Here is a 22,989-nt window from a genome sequence, read left to right on the forward strand (position 1 = left end):
TGATGGCAAACCGCCTAACACCAGTATTTGTCTCCCACGGCGGTGGCCCGATGCCGCTCCTTGGCGACCCCGGGCACACTGAGATGGTCGACTGCCTGAAAGGCTTGGCTGCAAAACTTGCTCGCCCTAATGCCGTCGTTGTAGTGAGCGCTCATTGGGAGGAGAAAGTTGCCACCATTACTGCCTCTGAAAATCCTTCGCTGATTTATGACTACTACGGATTTCCAGAAGAATCGTATGCAATCACTTATCCCTGCAGAGGCGAGCCAACTCTGGCTCAGGAACTACACAGTCTGTTAGAAGCTGCAGCGATCGATGTGGCTCTGGATGGGGAGCGAGGTCTTGACCACGGCGTATTTGTTCCGCTGAAAATCATGTGGCCCGAGGCCAATGTGCCCTGTGTTCAATTATCGCTGCTAAATTCGCTTGATCCATCGAGTCATATCGCCGTCGGTAAGGCACTGCGTGGCTTGGGCCGTGAGAATGTATGGCTAATAGGCTCTGGGTTCTCGTTTCACAATTTGAAGGCGTTTTTTGCTACTGACAATGCCTCATCGCGTCAGATGAACCGAGATTTTGAGTGGTGGTTGCGGGATACATGCAGTAGCACGTCCTGCTCGGAAGCCGAAAGAATGAAAAGGCTGATCCACTGGATTGAGGCGCCGGGTGCTCGGTTCTGTCATCCTCGGGAAGAGCATTTGCTCCCGCTTCACGTGTGTTACGGGGCGGCCCAAAGGCGATGTTCAGAGGCGCTGAATCTCAAGATCATGGGCAAAGAATCGAGCATGTATGTTTGGTGAGCCGACTGCTAACGATTAAGGTTAGATCGTGATCGCGGAGCGAGCCACGATCTGAACCGGTTGTTGAACAAGCCCGGTTCCGGGTTCCCTGCAAATAGCTTTTTGACTCCCTGCCCGAAGGTGGGAGGGTTGCCCGGTTCGGTGATCGGGCGGTGCCTGAATCAGCGCTTGAACCGGGCCGATCTAGCAAATTCGGCGGCTGACACCCCGTTTTCCGGCATTTTCAGGCCGAGCGCCGCCGTGGCGCCGGTCGGCGCACCGCCTTTCCTGTGGCCGTGACTTACACGGCCGTCTCCGCCATCAGTGCCGAACTTCGTCGCCTGACCGTGCTGGCCGGAATCCGCCGCCGGATGATCTGCATCGGTGTGCCGCAGCAAGGACAAAGAAACGCCGGCCGGGGTTTCTCGATGGGCGGTGTGCGTGGCGCGATCCTGAGCACGAGGTGCAGCAAGGCAATCAGGCTTTTGCGGTTAGGGTGCAGAAAGCCGTAGTTCCGCGCCCGCCGGAAACCCTTGGGCAGGACGTGTTGCAGGATCAGGCGCAGGAAGTCGGCGGCACTTTCGGTGCGCACCTTCATTTCGCCGCTCTGGCTGTCCCGGTAACGAAAGCTGACTTGGCCGTTCTCGCAGGACAGGATGTCGGATTCCCGGATCACCCCGCGATAGAGGTAGCGCCCGAGATAGACCAGCGCCTTCTCGCCGTTGCCGACACTTTTGCAATCGGCCACCCATTTCTTTGGCAGTTGGCTGGGCAAGCTCAGCCCTTCCTGTTTCAACGCGGCGAGCAGTTTGCCGCGAAACACCTTGGCCAGCGCCTGGTGGTTGAACAGGTAGCCGGTCTTGGTCCGCCAGCGCCGCGTTTTTGGATCAAGGGTGGCCGCCGGCATGGCGAGATGGACATGCGGGTGCAGGTCGAGCCGGCGCGAGTGGGTGTGCAGCACCGCCACCGCCCCGGCTTCGCCCTTGAGTTTCCGGTCGTTACGGCAGAAGGCCTGCACCGTCGCCCAGGCGGCGGCGAACAACGCAGCATAGACGGCGCGTGCTTGCCGGAAAGCCAAGGGCCGCAGTTCGGCCGGCAAGGTGAAGGTGAGCAGAAAGTACTCGGCCGGCACTTGCAGGCGGCGCTGACGTTCCAGCCAGCGTTCGCTCTCGTGGTGCTGGCAGTGCGGGCAAAGCCGATGCCCGCAGGAATGTGGAATGAGCCGCCGTTCGGCGCAGTCCGGGCAGGCGGCGAGCAGGTGCGAGGCCATCGTGCTGCGACAGTGCTGCATCGCTTGGAGCGCCTGCCCCCGCTCCGGGGTGAGCTGCTGGCCGTAGCAGGCGCGGTAGTCGCCCTCATGCTGGCGGATGATCTCGGCGAGCGGGATCATCGGATGTTTCGCCAGTCGAGGACAAAGCCCTGCATCAGGGCATCGATGCGGGTCCGGGCCGATTCGTTGGTATGGCTGGTGAGGTGCGTGTAGCGGGCGGTGGTCAGGATGGAGTGGTGACCGAGGATCTTCTGGACTTCCAGCAGATCGACACCGTGCTCGATCAGGTGCGTGGCATAGCTGTGGCGCAGGCTGTGCGGGGTGATCTTTTTTTATGTCTGCGGCGTCCTCGCCGCAGACGGTATCCCAGCGATTAAGCCGCAGTCGGCCACGACTTTGCGCAGGGTGATTTGCACGCCACCGCGATCGAGCGGTGAAGTCGCCAGATGCGCGCCTTTCAGGCCGGCGTGGCGGTTGGGAAACAGGAGTTCGGGATGGCGATGCGTTTGCCAGAAACGGCGCAGCACCGAGAGCGTGGCCTGCGGCAGGGGCACGAGGCGATCCCGGTTGCCCTTGGCGTCGCGCACCTGGACGCGCAGGCGGGCGGCATCGATGTCACCGACCTTGAGCGCCAGCCCTTCACCCAGCCGTAGCCCAAGGCTGTAGAGGGTGAAGTAGAACACCCGGTAGCTGAGCACCCGCGTCGCCAGAAACAGGCGCTGCGCTTCGTCGACCGTGACAATGTCCGGCAGGCGCTGGGTCCTGGGCGGCTTGATCAGGTTCGGCATCGCCCAAGGCTGTTTCAGGATATGGGTGGTGAAGAATTTGAGGCCGTAGAGATCGAGCTTCACCGCGCTCCACGAGTGGGTGCCGATCAGGTCGCTGAAGTACTCGGTGAGTTGGGCTTCCGACAAGGCGTCGATGCGGTAATCGAAATACCCGCCGAGGCGCCGGATGGCGCGGGCGTAAGCGTCGATGGTCTTGGGTTGCAGGCCCTTCAGCTTCAGGTGTTTCAAGTGGCTGTCGTACTGCCGGGCAAAAGGCTCGGGGAAATCGTTCGTCATGCTGGTTTGTCCTCACGAAATGTTGCAGAATCGGTCCCATCAAAACGAAGGAACCAACATGCAGGATAATTCGGAGGCAGCAGATTGGGGTCTTCTCCGCGTAGCGGCTTCGTTCAACCCTTCCTTCAACCGGACTCGCCTTCGGCGAGCCGGTTAAGTCAAACGTTGAGCGGCCGTTTTTCATAAACATCACGGACCACCTTGGCTTGATTTCTGTCTTTCAAACAACTTTCTACTCACCACTCCGCCCATGCTTCCCACCAAAGTAAACATCATCGAAGTCGGCCCGCGCGACGGGCTGCAGAATGAAGCGCAGGTCGTGCCGACCGCCATCAAGATCGAGCTGATCGACCGTCTGGCCGAAGCGGGGCTGCGCGTCATCGAGGCGACGGCTTTCGTGTCACCGAAATGGGTGCCGCAAATGGGCGACAACGCGGCGGTCATGCAGGGCATCAAACGCCACCCTGCTGCGGTCTACCCGGTTTTGACGCCCAATTTGCACGGCTTCGATGCGGCGCTGCAGGCCGGCGCGACCGAGGTGGCGATTTTCGGCGCTGCTTCGGAGTCGTTTTCGCAGAAAAATATCAACTGCTCGATTGTCGAGAGCCTGAAACGCTTCGAGCCGATCCTTTCGGCTGCCAGCGCCCTTGAAATTCCGGTACGCGGCTACGTTTCCTGCGTCGTCGGCTGTCCCTACGAGGGAGACATCGCGCCGGCGCAGGCGGCCGGCGTGGCGAAATCACTGTTCGACATGGGCTGCTACGAGGTCTCGCTCGGTGACACCATCGGCGTCGGCAACCCGGCGTCAATCCAGCGCCTGATCGAGGCCTGCGCCAGAGTGGTTCCCATCGAGAAACTGGCCGGACACTACCACGACACCTACGGCATGGCGATCGCCAATATCTACGCTTCGCTACAGATGGGTATGGCTATTTTCGACAGCTCGGTGGCCGGACTGGGCGGTTGTCCGTATGCCCGGGGAGCCTCGGGCAATGTCGCGACCGAGGATGTCGTTTACCTGATGCACGGTCTGGGGATTGAAACTGGCGTCGATCTCGCTAAACTTGCAGCCATCGGCAACTGGATTTCCAGTACCATCAACCGCCCGAACGGCGCCAAGGCCGGTCGGGCAATTTGCGCGAGGACTGCCCAATGAGCCTGATTTCCTCCATTGCCGATTTCCTCAAGCCGACGCCTGCACCCTCACCCAAGGTAAGGAGGGCGCTGGAACTGGTCGGCACAATAGTCGATCCGATGCTCAACTCGGCCTCCGGATTCGAGCGCGATCTCGCGCCAGCAATGGATTACGTGCTGGGTTATTGCGAGGGATTGGTCGCCGGGCTGCCCGGCCCGATCGACATAAACCGTGCCGCCTTTTCCAGCGATCCGCTGGTGCATGCGCTGTTCGCCACGGCAGATGACATTGATCAGATGCTGGGCCGCAGTCAGGCTGTCCGCGACTTTCTGGCGGAACCCCAGTGCTGGGAAAGCGAGTATCTCTACGCGATGTTCGCCGCCCGTCGCCAGGAAAGGAAGCAAATGGGCATCGGCCAGCAGGGCGACGTGCTGTGTAACGATGTACCGCAGGTCGTCGTCTATTTTTCCAGCCAGACGCTCGTCGAACCGCATTGCGACCTTGAGGTTACTCTCGAAAACCTGCGGTGCCGAAGTCTGGAAAGCCTCCTCAAGACTTTTCATGATCACGTAGAGGCTCTGCGCAGTGAGCGCGATGGATTGCGCGCCGATGCCTCGATGGAACGCGCGCAGCTGGCCGTGTTGCGCAATAAGTCGCCGAGCCCGGAGTTCGAAACACACACGCGACATCTGATGGAGCTCGATACGCAGTTGCGCAAAATGGCCACCTCGCTGATGCCCAACCAATTGCTGGCGGCGCTCGCCGATAACCTGCGCGAGCCCGAAGTCTCCCTCGGCCTGTCGCCGGTCAGCATCACGGTGGACCGTCTCGGCATCGTCAGTGAGCAGCCTGGTGACAATTTGAATTTGCATACACTGAAGTTTTCCGAAATTCGTGGCCGCGACAAGCGTAGCTACATGGCGATGCTCACCCGCATCCGGCGCGACGAAGCGCAGGCGGCGGTGGATCTTGTGCAGGACCAGCGCCACCGGTACATGATCATCTGATGGTCACCTCGCCCTGCATCAACGTGTGCCAGATGGACGAACTGACCGGCCTGTGTTCGGGCTGCTTTCGGACCATTGACGAGATCGCCGTTTGGGCAGGGATCGACGACTCCCGCCGCCTGGGCATCCTCGCCGCCATCGCCAAACGCCGGCAGGAGCATGACCCCTGGGAAGGCGACCTGCGCGGCGACTGCGACCGGCATGGATAACGAGGATCAATATCTCTGCGTCGGCATCTGCATGGTAGACCCCGATTCGGGCTACTGCCTGGGTTGCGGCCGGCCGCCCCTCGACGCGCCGGAGGTCGTCGCCGAGATCGTCACCTTGATAAGAACGCCACGACCGACAACCAGCGATCCGGACAACCCGGAATGAGCATCCGGCTCCCGGACGCGCTGCTCGTTATCGAGCGCGGCTGGCTATCGGCCAACAGCATCATGTGCTTCGAGGGTGACCACGCCACGGTGGTTGATAGCGGTTACGTCACGCACGCTGCCCGGACGGTCGAGTTGGTTGATCATGCCCTCCACGGTCGACGCCTGAAAAGGCTCATAAATACCCATTCGCACTCCGACCACATCGGTGGCAACGCAGCGCTGCAAGCGCGTTTTGGTTGCGAGATCATCGTCCCTGCCGGCCTCCACGCTACCATCGCCGAGTGGGACGAAAACGCGCTGCTCCTCTCGCCGCTCGGCCAGCAGGGGGCGCGCTTCCAGCACGACCACCTGATCCAAGCCGGCGATGACATTTCGATGGGAGACCTCAACTGGCAGGCGCTGGCCGTTCCCGGACATGACATGGAGGCGCTCGCCTTCTACAACCCGGAACGGCGTATCCTGATCTCGGGCGACGCTCTCTGGGAAAGCGGCTTTGGTGTGATCTTTTCCGAGATTCTCGGTGAGGCCGATGGCATAGCCGTCACCCGCGCCACCCTCGAAATGCTCTCGCGCCTGCCGATCGACATCGTCATTCCCGGACATGGCAGCCCGTTCGCCGGGGTTGACGCCGCTTTCGAGCGGGCCTTCCGGCGAGTGGACAGCTTCGCCGCCGACATCGACAAGCTGGCCTGGCATGCCATCAAGGTCGTGATTTCCTTTGCCATGCTGGAAAGAGGCCGGCTGCCGGCCAAGGACTTTCCGGCATTCGTGCTTGGCCTGCCCTTCGCCATCAGCATCAACAACCGCTACCTGAACCTGCCGGAAGATCGGCTTGTCGCGCGCATCGAGAACGAACTGCTGCTGGTCAATGCCCTGCGCCGCGAGGACGGTTTTCTGGTGGCAGGCTAGGCGGCCGGCAGGGCGCGCTGGACCAATCGCGTCCAGTAGGCAATGCCGGGCGCCAGAATCTCGTCGTTGAAATCGTAATGCGGGTTGTGCAGGGTGCAGCCGCCAGTCCCCGGCCCGTTGCCCAACCACACGTAACAACCCGGCTTCTCGCGCAGCATGTAGGCGAAGTCCTCCGCGCCCATCGACGGCAGCAAGTCAGTGAGCACTCGCTCACTCCCCAGCACCTCGGCGGCAACGCCGCGGCAGAATTCCGTCTCCGCCGCGCTGTTGACGGTCGGCGGGTAGCGATGGTCGAAATGAACGCCGATCTGCGCCCCGTTCGCCGCCGCGACACCGCTGCACAGGCGCTCGACGGCACGCTCGACGGTTTCCTGGACCTCGGGCTTGAAGCTGCGGATGGTGCCGCGCAGTACGACTTCCTCGGGAATGATGTTCCATGCCTCGCCACCATGGAACTGGGTGACGCTGACCACCGCCGCATCGCACGGGTGCAGCGTGCGGCTGACCACGGTCTGCAAGGCCTGAACCAGTTGCGCGCCGGCAACGATCGAGTCGACTCCCTGGTGCGGCATCGCCGCATGGCAGCCATGGCCGCGTACGCTGATCTCGAAGGCGCAGGTGCCGGCCATCACCGCCCCGGGCATCACCGCCATCTCGCCGACAGGAATACCCGGCCAGTTGTGCAGGCCGAATACGGCCTCGACCGGAAAGCGCTCGAACAATCCATCCTCGATCATCACGGCAGCGCCACCATCCGATTCCTCTGCCGGCTGGAAGATGAATGCCACGCTGCCGTCGAAATCCGGGTTCGCCGCCAGGTGGCGCGCCGCCCCGAGAAGGATCGCGGTATGACCGTCATGGCCGCAGGCGTGCATCTTTCCATGGTAGCGCGAGTGGTGCGGAAACTCGTTTAGCTCGGCCAGCGGCAAGGCATCCATGTCGGCGCGCAGGCCGATCATGCGCCGCGACGTCCCGGCCCGCAGGACGCCGACGACCCCGGTCCGGGCGATACCGCGATGAACCTCGAGCCCGTAGCGCTCGAGCTCGTGGGCCACCACTTCAGCGGTACGGTTCTCGTCAAAGGCCAGTTCCGGGTGCGCGTGAATGTCGCGGCGCAGCGCCGACAATTCGGCAAGAAATGGCAGCTCGGGAATGTTCATGGTTGTCTCCTTGCTACTCCCATTCCCGCGAATGGGAGCAATGAGCGCCTCAACTATCCACGATAACGAGGCGGCTGGACTCAGGAAAGCTCATCGACGCCAGGAAAGTACGCACATCACCCGCGATATCATCAGTCGTTTCATTTCGATCCTTGCATCTTGCAGCCCAATCGCGTCCGGGATGCAGAACAGAGCTGGCCCCGTTGGTTTGGACATTTTTTCCACCAAGACAAGCGGAGCCCTGCGTGGTGGCGTAATCCACGGTAACAGCGACCGAAGGTCCGTTGAGACCGAAAGCTGACGGCGCGGTGGGTAACGCTGTGGTCATACTGTGAACTTCTCTTTGGGCAGGTGCTGGCAGTAGAACGCATCCGGCGTTTTGCCGTCAAGGGTTTGGTGCGGTCGGCGGGTGTTGCAGAAATCCAGATAGCACCCCAAGTTGGCCTTGGCATCGGCTACTACGCAGCCTGCGATTGAGCAAGGCCAGGGAAAAAAGCACTACTTTCCATATGTTTTGTCTAACAATTGTTCCCCATCTGTTACCTCGGGTTGCTTGTCGACGCTGCCTTCATTATGCTCCGCAGTATGCAACTCGTTCTCATCAGCGGCCTTTCCGGGTCTGGCAAGTCGGTCGCCCTGCATCTTCTCGAAGATGCAGGGTATTACTGCGTGGACAATCTGCCGGTGATCATGCTCACGGTTCTCGTCCGCATGCTCAAGGAGGAGGGAATCAGCAAGGTGGCGGTAGCGATCGACGCGCGTTCGGGGATAGGTATCGAACTGCTCCCGCGAAAGCTGCGCATGCTGGAGGAGGAGGGAACGCAACAGAACTTCCTCTTCCTTCACGCCGACGAAGAAACTTTGCTCAAGCGCTATTCCGAATCGCGCCGGCGCCATCCGCGTGCCGCCGACGGGCAGACCCTGGCCGAAGCGATCCGCGCCGAACGCAAATTGCTCGAACCGATCTCGACGCTCGGCCACCGCATCGATACCAGCGGGCTCAAGGCCAACGCGCTGCGTGAATGGATTCACCAATTCATCGACCACGAACCGGGACGCGGACTGACGCTGATGTTCGAATCGTTCGGCTTCAAGCATGGCATTCCACTGGATGCCGATCTCGTCTTCGACGTGCGCTGCCTGCCCAACCCGCATTACGATCCCGAGTTGCGTCCGCTGACCGGCAAGGACCAGGCGGTCATCGATTTCCTCGAGAGCGAGCCCGAGGTCATCCGCATGCGCGACGACATCGCCCGCTTCATCGCCACCTGGCTGCCGGCATACGTTCGCGACAACCGCAACTATCTGACCGTGGCCATCGGCTGCACCGGCGGCCAGCACCGGTCGGTCTATTGCGCGGAATGGCTCGGTCACAAGTTCCAAGAAGAGGCCAGCGTCCTGATCCGCCACCGCACGCTGGCCGGCAGTTGATGCGCTGGCTCGCCTACCTGCGGGCAGGCGACTGGCTGGTCATCGCCAGCGGCGCGGCAGTGGTTGCATTCACCCTCCCCTTGCTCTGGCAAGGTGGCTTTGCCGAGCGCGCGATCATCCGCCAGGATGGACGGATCTTCGCCGAGATCGATCTCGGCAGCCGGCGCGAAGTCACCGTCCCCGGCCCCCTCGGCGCCACGCTGGTTTCTGTAGAGCCGGGGCGCGCCCGCGTCATCGCCGATCCCGGGCCGCGCCAGTACTGCGTGCGTCAGGGCTGGCTGGCACGCCCCGGGGAGATCGCCATCTGTGCCCCCAACCGCGTCAGCGTCCAGATCGCCGGACGCACCCGCGCCTATGACAGCCTCAGTTACTGAGCTGACCGTCACCGCCGAGGATCGGCGCGTCGCCTGGCTGGCCACCGCGGCGGTCGCCTTGTCGCTGGTTGATGCGGCAATCCCCAGCCCGCTGCCAGGGGTCAAGCCGGGCCTCGCCAACATCGTCACGCTGGTCGTCCTGATCCGTCACGGCTGGGCGACCGCCGTCTGGGTCAGTGGATTGCGCGTGCTCGCCGGCAGCCTGCTGCTCGGCTACTTTCTCGCCCCCGGCTTCTTCCTGGCACTGACCGGAACGACGTTCAGCCTGCTCACGCTCGGCCTCGCCCGCCATCTGCCGGAACGCTGGTTCGGGCCGGTCAGCCTGAGCATCCTCGCCGCCTTCGCCCACATCGGCGGCCAGTTGCTGCTCGCCCGCCTGTGGCTGATCCCGCATGACGGCGTTTTTTTGCTGACCCCGGTTTTCGCCGCCGCCGCGCTGGTGTTCGGCACCATCAACGGGCTGATTGCGGCTAGACTGCTGGCAGAAATCCCCGTTGCGAACCCTGTCCGATGAACAAGACAATCTGCCTCGCCCTGACTGGCGCTTCCGGCATGCCCTACGGCTTGCGTTTGCTGGATTGCCTGCTGGCGGCCGGCTGCCGCGTGCAGCTGCTGTATTCGCAGGCCGCGCAGGTGGTCGCACGCCAGGAAGTGGATCTCGAACTGCCATCACGTCCCGGCGAAGCCAAGGCCGCCCTATTGGCCCGCCTTGGCGCGGTCGACCCGGAAAAACTGGTGATTTTCGGTCGTGAGGAATGGTTCGCCCCGGTGGCCTCCGGGTCCAACCCACCGGACGCGATGATCGTCTGTCCCTGCTCGATGGGCACGTTGGCCGCCATCGCCCAAGGGCTGGCCGACAAGCTGATCGAGCGCGCCGCCGACGTCGTCCTCAAGGAAGGCCGCAAACTGATCCTGGTTCCGCGGGAAACACCGCTTTCGGTCATCCATCTCGAGAACATGCTGCGCCTGGCGCGAGCCGGCGCCGTCATCCTGCCGCCCAGCCCGGGTTTCTACCACCACCCGCAAAGCGTGGCGGAGGTGATCGATTTCGTCGTCGCCCGGGTTCTCGACCAGCTTGCCATCCCGCACGCGCTGATGCAGCGCTGGGGCGAATGATGGGCTGGCTGGGCTTTGCAAGCCAGCGGCGGGACGACGGCGCTTCCCCGCGGATGGAAATTCCGCTGTTTCCGCTCAATGCCGTGCTCTTCCCGGGCGGCTTGCTGCCACTCAGGATCTTCGAGCAGCGCTATCTCGACATGGCCGCCGCCTGCATGAAGGATGATCTTCCCTTCGGCATCTGCCTGATCGTCGCCGGCGAGGAGGCAGGCGGCGTCGCCGAACCGCATCCGGTCGGCACGCTGGCTCGCATCACCGACTGGGAGATGGAGCAGCTCGGCATCTTGCAGGTGACGACACGCGGCGGACAGCGCTTTCGCATCGTCGACAAGGCAGTCGGCCCCAACAACCTGTGGCGGGCCGGGGTCGAAATCATCGCCAACGATGGTCCCCTGCCCTTTCCCACTCAACACGAGCGCCTGCTGCCTCTGTTGCGGAGAGTCGCCAGCGACATCGGCTCCGCCCGTATTCCCGAGCCGCACCACTACGACGATGCGGAATGGGTCGGCTACCGCATCACCGAAATCCTGCCGGTGCAGAACCTGGCCAAGCAGAAACTGCTGGAACTCGAAGACCCCATTTCTCGCCTCGAGATCCTCGAGAAATTTCTCGATCAGCGCAAGCTGCTGGATTGAAACCGGCGAATCATGACCACTTCCCCACGTCTCCCCAGCCTCCTGGAAGCCATGCGCTTCTGGCTGAAACTGGGCTTCATCAGCTTCGGCGGACCAGCCGGCCAAATCGCGATAATGCACGATGAGCTGGTCGACAAGCGGCGCTGGATTTCCGAGCGGCGTTTTCTGCATGCCCTCAACTACTGCATGCTGCTCCCCGGTCCCGAAGCGCAGCAACTGGCCACCTATCTCGGCTGGCTGCTGCATCGCACGCGCGGCGGCATCATCGCCGGCGTGCTGTTCGTGCTGCCGTCGCTACTCATCCTCATCGCGCTCTCCTGGCTGTACATGACCTTTGGCCAGACGTCACTGGTCGTCGGGCTGTTCTATGGCATCAAGCCAGCCGTCACTGCCATCGTCTTCCACGCCGCCTATCGCATCGGCAGCCGCACGCTGCACAACGGCTTCCTGTGGGCGATCGCCGCTGCGGCCTTCGTCGCCATTTTCGCCTTCAACCTGCCATTCCCGGCCATCGTTCTTGGCGCCGCCCTGGTCGGTATCATTGGCGGCCGCCTCGCTCCCGGTCGCTTCGCCGCTGGCGGCGGGCATGACAGCACGGCTGCATCGGCCGTGCCGGCGGTGATCGACGACGATACGCCGACTCCCGCCCACGCCCGCTTCACCACCCGGCGGCTGCTTGAGGTTGCAACCATCGGCGCAGCCCTGTGGGCGCTAACGATGGGCTTGCTTGTCGTATTCCTGGGCTGGGATCATACCCTGACCCGGATGGGCTGGTTTTTCACCAAGGCGGCCCTGCTCAGCTTCGGCGGCGCCTATGCGGTGCTCCCTTACATCTATCAGGGCGCCGTCACGGACTTCGGCTGGCTGACCAGTTCGCAGATGATGGACGGCCTGGCCCTGGGTGAATCGACGCCCGGGCCGCTGATCATGATCGTTTCCTTCGTCGCCTTTGTCGGCGCCTGGGGCAAGGCGCCATTGGGGCCTGATGCCCTCCTTCTTGCCGGCGTGCTGGCAGCCGCGCTGGTCACCTGGTTCACCTTTCTGCCCTCATTTCTGTTCATTTTCGCCGGCGGGCCGCTGGTCGAGAGCACGCACGGCGATCTCAAGTTCACCGCACCGCTGACTGCGATCACGGCCGCCGTCGTCGGCGTCATCGCCAACCTGGCGGTCTTCTTTGGCTACCCCGTGCTGTGGCCGACAGGGTTTTCAGGCGGTCTCGATTTCGTGGCGGCTGTCATCGCGCTGGGCGCCGCCGTGGCGCTGTTCCGTTTCAAGGCCAACGTGATCCTCGTCATCGCGGCCTGTGCCGGCCTTGGGCTGGCTGCGCGCCTTCTGGCCTAGCCAGAGCGACCCGCAACCGCTCTCAGGCCGCTGGCTGCTCGGCGATCCGCCGGATTGACTGGCGGGCATCGGCGGGCAATACCAGCTCGGCGTAGGCCAACGGCTCCAGCAGATGCTCATCGAAGCGCAGCAGGCCCTCCTGGTCTTCGTCGAGCAGTTCGGCATCGAGCAGACTAGTAACGAGATTGGCGAAATCGGACTTGTCGGCGGTTTCGGTCTCACTGAAGCCATGGAGCAGAGCCAGGCGTTGCGCAAGAAGCACGCAGTCCTTCTCGAGCACCGCGCGCGTCAGCTTGGCTGACCCGCGCTGCTGCAACAGCGCTAGCGCCAGAAAATGGCGGCCCAGCATCGGTCGCAGGGTCTCGCCGATTATCTGCAGTTCGGGAAACTCCAGGCTGTTCGCTTCCGGCGCCAGCAGCCAGCCGTCGGCTTCGGCACGACGCAGCAGGCCGCGCCCGGCGAAAATGCCGATGGTGCGCTGGATCTCGCGCAGCAGTTCGTCTTCAGACCAGCGCAGAAAGAGAGCAGAGCGCAGGATGCCGTAGATACCTACAACGGCGTCGCTGAGCCGTTGCACATCGAGTCGGCGATTGTTGCCAAGCAGGCAGGCGATCAGCGCCGGGACCGCGAACAGGTGCAGGACGTTGTTGCGGAAATAGGGAAGCTGCTTGACCTGCGCGTCCACGACGCGAACCAGATTGCCGAACGGATGCGGGACCTGCTCGACGATACCGAGTCGTTCGGCATGCGCTATGACCTGTAGAGGATCGAGAATGCAGGCAATGCGTTGTGGCGAATAGGGCGCCGCGGCATCGAGCGCCTGGAAGTGCGCGATCATTCGCCGCAGGCCGAGCGCATCGGCGGTGCAACGCGGCGTCGCCAGCAGCGCCAGCGCGACCAGGCTGACCGGATTGAGCACCGCCGCCGCATTGATCCGCGTGGCAAGCTCGCTGGCCGCCTCGCGCGTCGCCATGCGCAGCCATTCGCCGTTCACTTCGTCGCGCGCCGCACGCCAGTCGGCGCGCTGCCCGTCGAGAAATCCGCCTAACGGCAGCGGTTCGCCGAAGTTCACATGCACCTTGCCATAGATGCGGCGAATGCTGCGCACGCTCGTCAGCAGGGTCCATAGTGATTCTCCCTGCTTCGGGCGCCCGGACAGCTCGCGCACATAGGTCTGCCCCTCGATCAAACGTTCGTAACCGATGTAGACCGGGACGAAAACCAGCGGCCGGCTGTGGCTGCGGACGAAGCTGCGGATGGTCATGCCGAGGATTCCGGCCTTCGGTGCCAGCGTGCGGCCGGTGCGACTGCGTCCACCCTCGATGAAATACTCGATCGGAAAGCCGCGCGCCAGCATCAGGTGCAGATACTCGTCGAAAACCGCCGCATAGAGCGGTTCGCCCTTGAAGCTGCGGCGCAGGAAAAAAGCGCCGCCACGGCGCAGCAGCGGGCCCACCAGAGGCATGTTCAGATTGATGCCGGCGGCGATATGCGGCGGCGTCAGGCCATGGCGGAGGATCAGGTACGAGAGCAGCAGATAGTCGACATGGCTACGATGGCAAGGCACATAGACGATACCGTTGCCCGGCGCGATGTCCGTCAGCGCTTCGAGGTTGTGCGCCTCGATGCCGTCATAAAGATGCTCCAGCAGCCAGGTGAGCAGGAGTTCCGCCGCGCGCAGGACGCCATAGGAGTAGTCGGAGGCAATCTCCAGCGCGAACCTGTTCGCCTTGGCCTGCGCCTCGCCCAGCGGGACCCCGAGACGGGTCGACTCCTCACTGATCGCCGTGCGCACCGGATCGCTGGCCAGCAACATCTCGATCTGCGTGTTGCGGTGGGAAAGGTCGGGGCCGATGGCCATTTCCCGCTGCCGCCGGAAATGCACGCGCAGCACACGCGACACCTTGCGCAGGGCCGCTGCGGCGTCGAGCGGGGTGGCCCTGCGCTGGACCAGTTCGCGCAAGGACAATGGCCGGTTGAAGCGCACCAGTGTCTGCCGCCCGTGCAACAGCACCGCAAGAAACTGGCGCAGCCGGCCCGGCGAGCGCCAGGTCTCGGCGAGCAGCGCCTTGAGGATGGATTCCTGCTTGTCGGGGCTGCGACCCCAGAGCACCACCACCGGCACCAACTGCACATCGAGGGTCGGGTCCGCCACCACCGCCCCCAGTTGGTCGACCAGCAGGCGGGAAGTTCCCGACGCGGAGCCCTGGCGACGCCGGTTGAGGAAGAACAGCGAACGCTTCGCCCTGACGCCGCCGAGCGCGAAAGGCGCCTCGGCCGGAGGCAGGCCTGCGCGTCGCGACTCTTCGAAAAGGACAAGCAGGTTCGATAGATGACGGTCCTGCAGAACATAGCAGACGGGTCGTGCCGGATCGATGTCCGCAGCCGCCTCGGCAAATACCGTCGTGCGCACCCAGGCATAGAGCAGGCGCTGCGCCAAAGGAACAAACCAGCCGGAAATGTCGATCAAGGCTCTCACCACCTCTCATGCAAGCACGGGGTACGGCCTGCCGACAGAGATTCTAATGGGAATTCGGGCCGGGAAACGGACAGTGATTGTCTGCAGCCAGTCTTGGGTCAATCTGCTGCGCCATTCCCGACGCCACGGTCGGCAAGGGCGGCGTGTACAACTAGAAGCAATTCTGGCTGGCCCTGATTCTCCAACTCAACTCGCGGTCGCAACCACACTCGGAGTCAAGCGTCGTTTGCTAAACCAGCATTTCTCTGAGCTGGCCCGGGCCATCTCAGATAAGCACAAACAGGCAGTTGCCATCCTCACAGCAGCAAACCGTGCCTCCAGGAATAAGCGCGCAAGAGCTATCATCACGAAAATATTTGATGGGCATCGCCCTATCAGCCGGAGGAAGATCTGGGCAGCGCTAGAGAATGAGGGGCTCACATTTGCCGATCCGGAGACAAGGCATACTGTTCGTGAGGTTATTGAAGAGTATCAGCATCAAACTTGCTCAGTATCGACAAAAATGGAAGACTGTTGATCGGCCTGATCGGTCATTCAATCCGTTACTCGGGAACGCCTGCTTATTGGCGCTAATCGCTCATTCGCCAATGTCTCTCGCTTCATAGCATCGTCCCGTCTCCCCTTTGGGCCCACGTAGGGACGAATCTCCAGGCATCTCTCATCCGGCCATGCAGTAAATCTGCGGCCGGCTCAAATTGACGTAGGTGCCCCCAGAAACGCTCGGAGTGGTTTGCCTCCAGCAGGTGGCAGAGTTCGTGCGTCATCACATAGCACACCAACTCGCGCGGCAGGAATAGCAGTTTGCAGTTCAGACTGATGCGTCCACTCGTCGCGCAACTGCCCCAGCGCGTACGCTGGTTCTTGATGGCCAGATCTGCATAACGCAAACCAGCAGGTTCAGCCAGATTCGCCAGCCACGGCGACAGCGCACTGGTGGCGTGACGGGCCAGCCAGCGTCGTAGCGCGGCGTGACATGCATCGACATCGTCCACCGTTCCAGCCACAACGATGCGCCCCGGTTGATCGGTACGCGCGCCGACCGTGCGGCTGCGCGTTGGCTTGTATTCCACGCGCCAGGATTCTGCCAGGGCCGGCAGGTCGAATGCCTGGGGGCGCGCAACAGGCCCCTTACCGATCAGGTGGCGCACGGCGTCGAAACCTGTAAGACGCTCTGCAATCCACTCGGCTTTCCCCGCCACCAAAGCCGCTAGTCTCTGGCGATCCAGGTTCTGTGGCGCCACGACCACCAGGCCCTCGCGAGCGCTGAGTTTCAGGCGCAGTGAGCGCGCCTTGGCCGAAGTCTGAATCGCATAGTCAATGGTTCGCCCATCGGGCAAGACCAGTTCAGCATGGCAAGCAACTTCACGCATCCGCGTCATTCACGCCCGCAGCGGCACCCGGCTTATAGTGCCGCCGTTTCAACACCTGCACCATGCTACCGATAAAGCCCATCGCGTCATCGGTCAATAAACCCGCCGCCGAGAATCGGGTGGCGATCATGAACAGCAGCCCGCGTGACAATTCCGGGTCCACCGTGCTGCTACTCCACCACCCGGGGAAGCAGTGCTTGTCGGCCTCGGCCAACGTGGCGGCGGCGATCTCGGCAGCCAACACATCGGTGATCGCAGCGTTGCGCGCCTTGGCCTTCAATGCCAACTGCTGGGCAATGGGGCGGTTGGCCTCCTCGACCGCAGCGCGAACCGCTTCGATGAGGTTTTCCAGCTCCTCTATCAGCGCGATGCCGGCCAAGGTGCCCGCACGCTTCTCGTCGATCAAGCGTTGCAATTTCTCAGAGAGCGGCTGGAATGCTTCATCCTGATCCAGCCGAATCCGCAACTCGGCCGACAGCATGGCCTCAATGTCGAGCGCCTTGGCATCCGGTTTCTTGTCCTTCAGTTTGGTCAGAAAATGCTCGTCCAGCACGTAGGTCGGGAATTCGGTTTCCAGTTCGTCGACGTCGATATGCTCGCGAATCAACTCGCGGGTGCGAGCGGCATCTTCTTCGGTTGCCTCAATGCTCTTGCTGGCATCGGGGTAAAACTTCTTCCGGTACAGCATGTAGAGCTTGGTTAGCCAGGCGTAGGGACGGACGAAATCGCGCAATTGCTCGTCAGGTTGCAGCGCCTCGTACAGCACGCGCAGGTTGCGGTAGCCAGTATCGAACTGCTTTTCGCTGCCATCGACATCACGCAGTATCTTCATTGCCGTGATAAAGGCGTCGTGCGAACCATCGCGCGGCACCGTGTCCTCGGGAAACAATGCCCAGACTTGCTGGAAGGTCTTGCGAAAGTGTTCGCGGATGGTGTCGAACGGAAAGGCCACATCGCCCAGTTCCTCGGGCTTGTAGTTCAGCGCCTCGTTCAGGTGGTCGAAGATGCCGTAGTAATCCAGTACCAGACCATGACCCTTCATCTCGTTGTAAGGCCGGTTCACCCGCGCGATGGTTTGCAGCAGCGAGTGGTTCAGCAGCTTTTTGTCGAGATATAGCGCTTGCAGGATCGGCGCATCGAAACCGGTCAACAGCATGTCGCACACGACCAGCATCTCGACCTTGCGATAGGGCTTGTCGCGGTGCTCGTCCTGCTCCGAGCGTGCCGGGATCAGGAACTCGTTGAGCAGCTTCTTCCGCTTCGCCTCGCCGAGATACAGCGCCTGAATCTCTTCAGGATCATTTTGTGGTGCCTCGGAGATGACGGCGGTGACTGCCTCGTTACCCAGTCGCTCGCGCAGGGCCGCCGCGTACAACTTGACCGCCTGCTTGTCCTTGCATACCAGCATGCCCTTGAAGCCATTGGGACGAACGTGTTCGGTGAAGTGTGAAACCACGTCATCGGCAATCTGGGCGATACGAGTCGGGTGAAACAGCAAGGCGTCCAGTCGCGCGCTGTCCGTGGTCAGCCTGTTCTGCTCTTCCTGCGGCAGATGGCCGAATTCGCGCTTGAAGGCCAGATCCAGCTTGGTGCCGTGCAGTTGCCAGTCGGTCACGCGCGGCTGCCAGTGAATCGGCTTCACCACGCCGTCGCGCAAAGCATCGGTCACCGTGTAAGGGCGACCCATGTAGCGCTCAATCTTGCCGTCGTCCTTGACATAGCCCCAGGCCTTGGGCGTGTTGTGGTCGTCGTTTTCGATGGGGGTGCCGGTGAAGCCGAACATCGATGCCCCCTCGACCGCCGAGCGCATGTAGGTGCCCAGGTCGCGCTCTTGCGAACGATGCGCCTCATCGGCCATCACGATCACGTTGGCGCGCTGTTTGGTGACCTGTTTTGGCATGCCCTCGAACAAATGCACCGTGGTCAAAATCACGCCGCGATAGTCACCGGAGAGCTTCGCTTCCAGATCGCGCTTGCTGGCGGCGACGTGTACGTTGTCGGTGCCGGTGGAATTCAACTCGCGATCCATCTGGTCGCCAAGTTGTTCGCGGTCCACCAGCAGGATGACGGTTGGCTGCTTCAGTTCCGGCGATTCCCACAGGTTGCGCGCGGCGTAGATCATCGTCAGCGTCTTGCCCGAACCCTGCGTGTGCCAGATCAGGCCGCGCCGCTTCTCGGCCGGCAGCGTCAGATCGGTGGCCCGGTTGAGGATGTCCTTCACCGCCAGATATTGCTGGTAGCGCACCACCGCCTTCTCGGTCTTGCCGTCCCGGGTAACGAAGACGATGAAGTGGCGGATGAAGTCGAGCAGATTGCTGCGGTCGAACAGCCCGTAGAGCGAGACCTTCATCTCGTCGTACTCGTCGATCTCGTGCGGCCATGGGTCGCGCCATTGCAACCAGAATTGCAAGCGACGTCCCGGCACGCCGTACATCATCCGGGTTTCGTTCACGCCGACGCCGTAGGCATTGGTATAGAAAAGCTGGTCGATCTCCTCGGCATACATGCCGAGTTGCTTGGCGCCCTCGCGCCAATCGGGCTTGGCTCTGCTGGCGGTCTTGGCCTCGATCACGATGATGGGAATGCCATTGATCAGCAGCACGATGTCCGGGCGGCGCGGCGAGCGGCCTTCCACCGGGAACTGGTTGGTCACCCACCAGTCGTTGGCATCCAGGTTCTCGTAGTCGATCAGGCGCACATCCTGCGCGTTCTCGGCGGCATCGAACTGGTAATTCACGCCGCCCTTCAGCCACGCCAGCCATTGCTTATTGTCGCGGCAACCGCGCAGCTTGGTGACGATCGCCTCGACTCGAGCGTCGTCGGTCAGCACCGCAGGGTTCAGTGCTTTGAGCTTCTGGCGCAGCAGCGGCAGAAGCAGCACCTCGCGCTCGTCGGGGCGGTATTCGCGCAGTTGCTCACGCGAGCGCCAGGTCCAACCCAGCTTGGTTGCCCTGAGATGCTCGATGATCTCGCGCTCGACGGTCGTTTCCTCGTTAAACAGCATGCGCACCGTATAGGACGGCGGCGCTTCCATCATTTCAGGCATGGACCACTCCTTCGGGGATGCGAATCTTGCCGGTGAGCAGGTTTTGCAGGAGGGAGCGCTTCACGTCTTCGAGTGCAGTGACCTTCTGCTGCATCGAAGCCACATTGTCCTCCGCAGCATCCAGGGTTTCGACGATGTCACGCTGCTCATCAACATTTGGGCGCTGAATCCAAACTCGCCGGAGACTGCGGCGGTTAATCGTGTTCAGGCCGCTACTGGTATTGCAGGTCGCATTCCAGTGGCGTTGTACACGGTCCGAGTTCAATACATACAGAAGGAATTTCGGAAGTATCTGCTCACCATCCGCACGCACTCTGAACAGATGGTTCTGGAACGTGGTCGCCACGCCTTGATCTTCAAATATTGCCGCGCGGCCGATCTCCATCGAATTTGCATGGCCCTCAATTACCAAGATGTCACCGGTTTCCAGAAGGCGTGTTCTTCGCTCTTCGTCGGAGAGTTCGAGGTAGCGTGCGTCTTCGTTGGAAATCGTTCCGCGCTGCACATGAGCAACGGTGAGATAGCGACAGCCGTTTTCCTTGGGCGCTCTGTCCTGATTCAATGTGACACCCGATCCAATGTCGGCAAGATCCTTGAGGGGCAACACTGTCCAATCATTCGGCAACGCCCCAACCTTGGTTACGACCTTGCTGCGTTGCTTGCGGTCAAGTTGACCGCTTATCAGTCCGGCTTCCAACGAACGCTTCAGATCGCGCGTTGCGTCCAGTTCAGCCCGCGCCTTGTTGATGGCGTCGTCGGCCAGTTTCAGGGTGGCTGCGATGCGGCGTTGCTCATCAAGTTCAGGCCACGGCAGCAGTAGGCGCTGATAATCCCGCCAGTTGAGGTTGCGCATCTGCGTAGACTGCTGTTGAGCACGCTCGACGATGCCGGTGCGCTGCAACTCAAAGAGTGCCCAGCCGAGGAACACGGGATCGACCATTTCCGGGTCTGGCCTCAATACCTGCACGAAGTTTGAAACCGTGGCCCCCGGCATATCCTTCTCGATGAAGCCGATGCGTCCCACTGGCTGCTCCGGGCCGCCGCCCGAACGCTCGACCAGCAGATCGCCTTTCTTCATGCCGAACTGCTCAGCTTTTTCCTTGGCGAAATAGCGCACCGCGACGTCGCTCATATCGAGCTGGCCGTCATTGGTGAAATTCGTTGAGCGCATCACCGATACGGCTTGTTCGCCATCGTCGTCGCCCCAATCACCAGCAAAATGCTCAGCAGTCAGTTCCCGGACCGACTTGGCCTGCCAGTCTGATGGAATATCGCCGAGGATGGTTTTGGCTCGGTGGGTCAGCATCCGCCGCGTCTTCCGCTGATGCTGGAAAGCAGAGATTGCAGGGCGTGCTGGGCGGTTTGGGCGGCTGCCGTCGCATCCGTTAGTTGTGTTGTTGCTTGTGCGAGTGGAAGCACCTTTTCCGGCTCGAACGTATCGACGTAGCGCGGCAGATTGAGATTGAACTCGTTTTCCTCGATCTCGCCACGATTGACCACGGTGAAGTAACGGCGCGCCTCTTCCTCATCGCCACAGATGCGCAATAGATCGGCGGCGGCTTCGCGCAGGTGCGTGGTCTCGCGCTCGGCGGCAAGCTTCACTTCCTGCTCGCGGGCATCACGCTCCTCCTTGAGCTTGCCCAGTTCCTTGACCGCCTTGGTGACTTGCTTGTGTCGTGCCTTGATGGCGTCGATCAGTTTCTTGCGCGCCGCTTCGAACTCCGTTTTCGCCGTGGCGCGCCGTCCCGCCAGCGCCGACTTTTCAGCACGGCCGGCAGCCGCGATTTCGTTTTCGATGCGCGCGACCTCGGCCTGCAAGGGGGTCAGCGGATGGAAATAGGGATGCTCGGGCGAGATGGCGTCTTTCACGGCCGGCAGCTTCAAATCCAGCGCGTCCAGGGTTGCCTGTTCGGCTTCCAGCCGCGACAAGGGCTCCAGCACCGGGCCGTAGGCATCCTCGATGTCCGCCAACCGGGTATCGCGCTGCACCTCGACTTCGCGGATCAATTGCGCTTCATGCTCGGCCACCCGACGACGGGCGGCTTTGAGATCGCCAAAGGCGCGCCAAGGCACGAGAATGCGCATCAGGTCCGAGGGGCGCAGCAGGTTCTGCGGATTGCCCTTCTGGAAATGGCGCGAGGCCCAGATCATCAGGATCTTGTCCCTGCGCGCCGCCGCCTTGGCTTTGTTGAGCAGGACGAGGCAGCCGGGCACGTTGTTGCCATAGAACAGCTTGCCCGGCAGCACGATGATGGCTTCGATCAGGTCCGCCTCGATGAAGCCGCGCCGGATGACGTATTCGGCATCGGCCTTCTGGTTCTGGCCATCCTCGGCTTCGGTCTGCGCGGGCTGCCCGCGGAACAGCACGCCCTGCGACATGACGACCATGCCCTGACCACCGACGCCAGTTTCAGGATCAGCATCCTTCAGGGATTTGACGATCTGCTGCAACCAGGCCCAGTCGCCATTGCTGGTCGGCGGCATGCCGAATGACAGTCGGCCGAACTTGTCGCCCGCCGCCACGGTGTCATAGCCCCAGTCCTCCAGCGAAAACGGCGGGTTCATGATGACGCGGTCAAACTGTTTGAGGCGGTTGTCGGCGGTGAGGTGGCGCGGGTCGCGCAGGCTGTCACCCTGCTTGTGCTCCCACACCGGGATGCCGTGCAGGATCATGTTGATACGCGAGATGTTGTAGGTGACGACGTTGGATTCCTGGCCGTGCAACTGCAACTGGCGCACATCGCCGCCGTGCTGGTTCACATGGCGGATGCACTGCAAGAGCAGGCCCCCAGAACCGCTGGCCCAGTCGCAGATCGATAGACCGGCCTTGGGTTGCAGCACTTCGGCCATGAGGAAACCGACCTCGGCCGGGGTGTAGAACTCGCCGCTGGACTTGCCCGCCTTGCTGGCGAAGTTGCGGATTAGGTATTCGTAGGCGTCGCCGAACAGGTCGTCGGAAACGTGGGCGCGGTCGAAGGTCTGGCTGCCGAAGTGATTGATCAGGTTGACCAGTTTGTCGCGTGGCAATTCGTCCTGCTTGTTGAAGTCGATCTTGCCAGTGAGGATGCCGTCGAAGTTGTTTTGCCGGTGGGCATTGGCGCGCTCGATGGCGAGCATGGCGTCGTTGAGCGCCTGGCCGAGCTGGCCCTTGGCGGTGCGCGCCACGGTGTTCCACGCAGCCGCATCAGGCACGATGAAGTGGTGGTTTTGCGGGTCGCGGGCCAGTAACTGCGCTTGTTCCATTGGCATGCCGGCGTTTGCCAGGGTCACCGCATGGGTGCGAACTTCTTCATCGAAGTAGTCGCTGATGCGTTTGTAGAACAGCAGCGCGAAGACATAGCCGCGAAATTCGGAATGGTCGGCGTTGCCGCGCAGGATATTGGCGGCGGTGTCGAGATAGCTTTCGAACTCGCCTTGCGTCATGCGCCGCGTCGGGCGGATGACGATGGGTGATTGGAGGGTGCCGAGGAGTTGGTCGAGGTTCATTGGTTATAAG

The 22,989-nt window shown here is 62.0% G+C and carries 22 protein-coding genes; 13 read left to right on the top strand and 9 right to left on the bottom strand.

The window, feature by feature from the left end; translation table 11 throughout:
• Positions 1–2: 2 nt before the first annotated feature.
• A complete protein-coding gene (locus IPP03_12765) occupies positions 3–800 on the top strand; it encodes a dioxygenase (GenBank protein MBL0353471.1) in 798 nt (265 codons plus the stop codon).
• 280 nt (positions 801–1,080) lie between these two features.
• On the opposite strand, the gene IPP03_12770 is transcribed toward IPP03_12765, so the two are convergent.
• Genes IPP03_12770 through IPP03_12780 form a run of 3 tightly spaced genes read right to left on the bottom strand, consistent with a single transcriptional unit; the run spans position 1,081 to position 3,113 of the window.
• Positions 1,081–2,169: a transposase gene (locus IPP03_12770; protein MBL0353472.1), complete on the bottom strand. Its 1,089-nt coding sequence runs from the start codon at positions 2,167–2,169 to the stop codon at positions 1,081–1,083.
• The gene (locus tag IPP03_12775; protein MBL0353473.1) at positions 2,166–2,360 is read right to left on the bottom strand and encodes a tyrosine-type recombinase/integrase; all 195 of its coding nucleotides are present in this window, start codon (positions 2,358–2,360) and stop codon (positions 2,166–2,168) included. Before IPP03_12775 ends, IPP03_12770 begins: the two co-directional genes overlap by 4 nt.
• A 21-nt stretch (positions 2,361–2,381) precedes the next feature.
• A complete protein-coding gene (locus IPP03_12780) occupies positions 2,382–3,113 on the bottom strand; it encodes a site-specific integrase (GenBank protein ID MBL0353474.1) in 732 nt (243 codons plus the stop codon).
• 250 nt (positions 3,114–3,363) lie between these two features.
• On the opposite strand from IPP03_12780, the gene IPP03_12785 reads away from it, so the two are divergent.
• Genes IPP03_12785 through IPP03_12805 form a run of 5 tightly spaced genes read left to right on the top strand, consistent with a single transcriptional unit; the run spans position 3,364 to position 6,541 of the window.
• Positions 3,364–4,269, top strand: coding sequence for a hydroxymethylglutaryl-CoA lyase (locus tag IPP03_12785; protein MBL0353475.1), 906 nt, complete (start codon positions 3,364–3,366; stop codon positions 4,267–4,269).
• Positions 4,266–5,255 carry a hypothetical protein gene (locus tag IPP03_12790; GenBank protein MBL0353476.1) on the top strand — a complete coding sequence of 330 codons (990 nt, stop codon included), beginning with the start codon at positions 4,266–4,268 and terminating at the stop codon, positions 5,253–5,255. Before IPP03_12785 ends, IPP03_12790 begins: the two co-directional genes overlap by 4 nt.
• On the top strand, positions 5,255–5,464 hold the full coding sequence (locus IPP03_12795; GenBank protein MBL0353477.1) for a DUF1289 domain-containing protein: 210 nt from the start codon (positions 5,255–5,257) through the stop codon (positions 5,462–5,464). Before IPP03_12790 ends, IPP03_12795 begins: the two co-directional genes overlap by 1 nt.
• Positions 5,457–5,630 (top strand): DUF1289 domain-containing protein, encoded by a 174-nt coding sequence (locus tag IPP03_12800; GenBank protein MBL0353478.1) that lies wholly within the window; start codon positions 5,457–5,459, stop codon positions 5,628–5,630. The genes IPP03_12795 and IPP03_12800 overlap by 8 nt, the downstream gene beginning before the upstream one ends.
• Positions 5,627–6,541 (top strand): MBL fold metallo-hydrolase, encoded by a 915-nt coding sequence (locus IPP03_12805; protein ID MBL0353479.1) that lies wholly within the window; start codon positions 5,627–5,629, stop codon positions 6,539–6,541. The genes IPP03_12800 and IPP03_12805 overlap by 4 nt, the downstream gene beginning before the upstream one ends.
• Here IPP03_12805 and IPP03_12810 read toward each other — a convergent pair.
• Complete coding sequence (locus tag IPP03_12810; GenBank protein ID MBL0353480.1) at positions 6,538–7,701, bottom strand: amidohydrolase; 1,164 nt, start codon at positions 7,699–7,701, stop codon at positions 6,538–6,540. The genes IPP03_12805 and IPP03_12810 overlap by 4 nt on opposite strands.
• A 585-nt stretch (positions 7,702–8,286) precedes the next feature.
• Between IPP03_12810 and rapZ the strand changes: the two genes are divergently transcribed.
• From rapZ to chrA, 6 genes are read left to right on the top strand one after another with little or no spacing between them, the layout of a single operon-like run.
• Complete coding sequence (gene rapZ / locus IPP03_12815) at positions 8,287–9,132, top strand: RNase adapter RapZ (protein ID MBL0353481.1); 846 nt, start codon at positions 8,287–8,289, stop codon at positions 9,130–9,132.
• A complete protein-coding gene (locus IPP03_12820; protein MBL0353482.1) occupies positions 9,132–9,506 on the top strand; it encodes a NusG domain II-containing protein in 375 nt (124 codons plus the stop codon). The genes rapZ and IPP03_12820 overlap by 1 nt, the downstream gene beginning before the upstream one ends.
• Positions 9,487–10,020, top strand: a complete 534-nt coding sequence (locus tag IPP03_12825) for a Gx transporter family protein (GenBank protein ID MBL0353483.1) — start codon at positions 9,487–9,489, stop codon at positions 10,018–10,020. The genes IPP03_12820 and IPP03_12825 overlap by 20 nt, the downstream gene beginning before the upstream one ends.
• Positions 10,017–10,622 (top strand): UbiX family flavin prenyltransferase, encoded by a 606-nt coding sequence (locus IPP03_12830; GenBank protein ID MBL0353484.1) that lies wholly within the window; start codon positions 10,017–10,019, stop codon positions 10,620–10,622. Before IPP03_12825 ends, IPP03_12830 begins: the two co-directional genes overlap by 4 nt.
• Positions 10,623–10,675: 53 nt before the next feature.
• Positions 10,676–11,257 (top strand): LON peptidase substrate-binding domain-containing protein, encoded by a 582-nt coding sequence (locus IPP03_12835; GenBank protein MBL0353485.1) that lies wholly within the window; start codon positions 10,676–10,678, stop codon positions 11,255–11,257.
• Positions 11,258–11,269: 12 nt separating this feature from the next.
• A complete protein-coding gene (gene chrA, locus IPP03_12840; GenBank protein MBL0353486.1) occupies positions 11,270–12,598 on the top strand; it encodes a chromate efflux transporter in 1,329 nt (442 codons plus the stop codon).
• Positions 12,599–12,620: 22 nt separating this feature from the next.
• On the opposite strand, the gene plsB is transcribed toward chrA, so the two are convergent.
• The gene (gene plsB / locus IPP03_12845; protein MBL0353487.1) at positions 12,621–15,068 is read right to left on the bottom strand and encodes a glycerol-3-phosphate 1-O-acyltransferase PlsB; all 2,448 of its coding nucleotides are present in this window, start codon (positions 15,066–15,068) and stop codon (positions 12,621–12,623) included.
• On the opposite strand from plsB, the gene IPP03_12850 reads away from it, so the two are divergent.
• Positions 15,058–15,594: a hypothetical protein gene (locus IPP03_12850; GenBank protein MBL0353488.1), complete on the top strand. Its 537-nt coding sequence runs from the start codon at positions 15,058–15,060 to the stop codon at positions 15,592–15,594. The two genes, plsB and IPP03_12850, sit on opposite strands and share 11 nt — an antisense overlap.
• Before the next feature lie 82 nt (positions 15,595–15,676).
• On the opposite strand, the gene IPP03_12855 is transcribed toward IPP03_12850, so the two are convergent.
• The 4 genes from IPP03_12855 to IPP03_12870 are packed head-to-tail and all read right to left on the bottom strand — an operon-like array spanning position 15,677 to position 22,979.
• Positions 15,677–16,456 carry a M48 family metallopeptidase gene (locus IPP03_12855; protein MBL0353489.1) on the bottom strand — a complete coding sequence of 260 codons (780 nt, stop codon included), beginning with the start codon at positions 16,454–16,456 and terminating at the stop codon, positions 15,677–15,679.
• On the bottom strand, positions 16,440–19,493 hold the full coding sequence (locus IPP03_12860) for a type I restriction endonuclease subunit R (protein ID MBL0353490.1): 3,054 nt from the start codon (positions 19,491–19,493) through the stop codon (positions 16,440–16,442). The genes IPP03_12855 and IPP03_12860 overlap by 17 nt, the downstream gene beginning before the upstream one ends.
• Entirely contained in the window at positions 19,486–20,799 is a 1,314-nt protein-coding gene (locus IPP03_12865) for a restriction endonuclease subunit S (protein MBL0353491.1), read from the bottom strand. The genes IPP03_12860 and IPP03_12865 overlap by 8 nt, the downstream gene beginning before the upstream one ends.
• Positions 20,793–22,979 carry an N-6 DNA methylase gene (locus tag IPP03_12870; protein MBL0353492.1) on the bottom strand — a complete coding sequence of 729 codons (2,187 nt, stop codon included), beginning with the start codon at positions 22,977–22,979 and terminating at the stop codon, positions 20,793–20,795. The genes IPP03_12865 and IPP03_12870 overlap by 7 nt, the downstream gene beginning before the upstream one ends.
• Positions 22,980–22,989: the final 10 nt, after the last annotated feature.

The sequence above is a fragment of the Candidatus Dechloromonas phosphoritropha genome, assembly GCA_016722705.1.
In the GTDB taxonomy this organism is placed as follows: domain Bacteria; phylum Pseudomonadota; class Gammaproteobacteria; order Burkholderiales; family Rhodocyclaceae; genus Azonexus; species Azonexus phosphoritrophus.

What these genes read in the sequence shown, in the direction of transcription:
- IPP03_12855 (MBL0353489.1), bottom strand. Translation starts at nt 16,456, where the DNA reads ATGACGCGGATGCGTGAAGTTGCTTGCCATGCTGAACTGGTCTTGCCC.
- IPP03_12850 (MBL0353488.1), top strand. Translation starts at nt 15,058, where the DNA reads ATGTCGATCAAGGCTCTCACCACCTCTCATGCAAGCACGGGGTACGGC.
- IPP03_12765 (MBL0353471.1), top strand. Translation starts at nt 3, where the DNA reads ATGGCAAACCGCCTAACACCAGTATTTGTCTCCCACGGCGGTGGCCCG.
- IPP03_12785 (MBL0353475.1), top strand. Translation starts at nt 3,364, where the DNA reads ATGCTTCCCACCAAAGTAAACATCATCGAAGTCGGCCCGCGCGACGGG.
- IPP03_12860 (MBL0353490.1), bottom strand. Translation starts at nt 19,493, where the DNA reads ATGCCTGAAATGATGGAAGCGCCGCCGTCCTATACGGTGCGCATGCTG.
- IPP03_12795 (MBL0353477.1), top strand. Translation starts at nt 5,255, where the DNA reads ATGGTCACCTCGCCCTGCATCAACGTGTGCCAGATGGACGAACTGACC.
- IPP03_12810 (MBL0353480.1), bottom strand. Translation starts at nt 7,701, where the DNA reads ATGAACATTCCCGAGCTGCCATTTCTTGCCGAATTGTCGGCGCTGCGC.
- IPP03_12870 (MBL0353492.1), bottom strand. Translation starts at nt 22,979, where the DNA reads ATGAACCTCGACCAACTCCTCGGCACCCTCCAATCACCCATCGTCATC.
- chrA (MBL0353486.1), top strand. Translation starts at nt 11,270, where the DNA reads ATGACCACTTCCCCACGTCTCCCCAGCCTCCTGGAAGCCATGCGCTTC.
- IPP03_12835 (MBL0353485.1), top strand. Translation starts at nt 10,676, where the DNA reads ATGGAAATTCCGCTGTTTCCGCTCAATGCCGTGCTCTTCCCGGGCGGC.
- IPP03_12865 (MBL0353491.1), bottom strand. Translation starts at nt 20,799, where the DNA reads ATGCTGACCCACCGAGCCAAAACCATCCTCGGCGATATTCCATCAGAC.
- rapZ (MBL0353481.1), top strand. Translation starts at nt 8,287, where the DNA reads ATGCAACTCGTTCTCATCAGCGGCCTTTCCGGGTCTGGCAAGTCGGTC.
- IPP03_12790 (MBL0353476.1), top strand. Translation starts at nt 4,266, where the DNA reads ATGAGCCTGATTTCCTCCATTGCCGATTTCCTCAAGCCGACGCCTGCA.
- IPP03_12800 (MBL0353478.1), top strand. Translation starts at nt 5,457, where the DNA reads ATGGATAACGAGGATCAATATCTCTGCGTCGGCATCTGCATGGTAGAC.
- IPP03_12820 (MBL0353482.1), top strand. Translation starts at nt 9,132, where the DNA reads ATGCGCTGGCTCGCCTACCTGCGGGCAGGCGACTGGCTGGTCATCGCC.
- IPP03_12770 (MBL0353472.1), bottom strand. Translation starts at nt 2,169, where the DNA reads ATGATCCCGCTCGCCGAGATCATCCGCCAGCATGAGGGCGACTACCGC.
- IPP03_12780 (MBL0353474.1), bottom strand. Translation starts at nt 3,113, where the DNA reads ATGACGAACGATTTCCCCGAGCCTTTTGCCCGGCAGTACGACAGCCAC.
- IPP03_12830 (MBL0353484.1), top strand. Translation starts at nt 10,017, where the DNA reads ATGAACAAGACAATCTGCCTCGCCCTGACTGGCGCTTCCGGCATGCCC.
- IPP03_12825 (MBL0353483.1), top strand. Translation starts at nt 9,487, where the DNA reads ATGACAGCCTCAGTTACTGAGCTGACCGTCACCGCCGAGGATCGGCGC.
- IPP03_12805 (MBL0353479.1), top strand. Translation starts at nt 5,627, where the DNA reads ATGAGCATCCGGCTCCCGGACGCGCTGCTCGTTATCGAGCGCGGCTGG.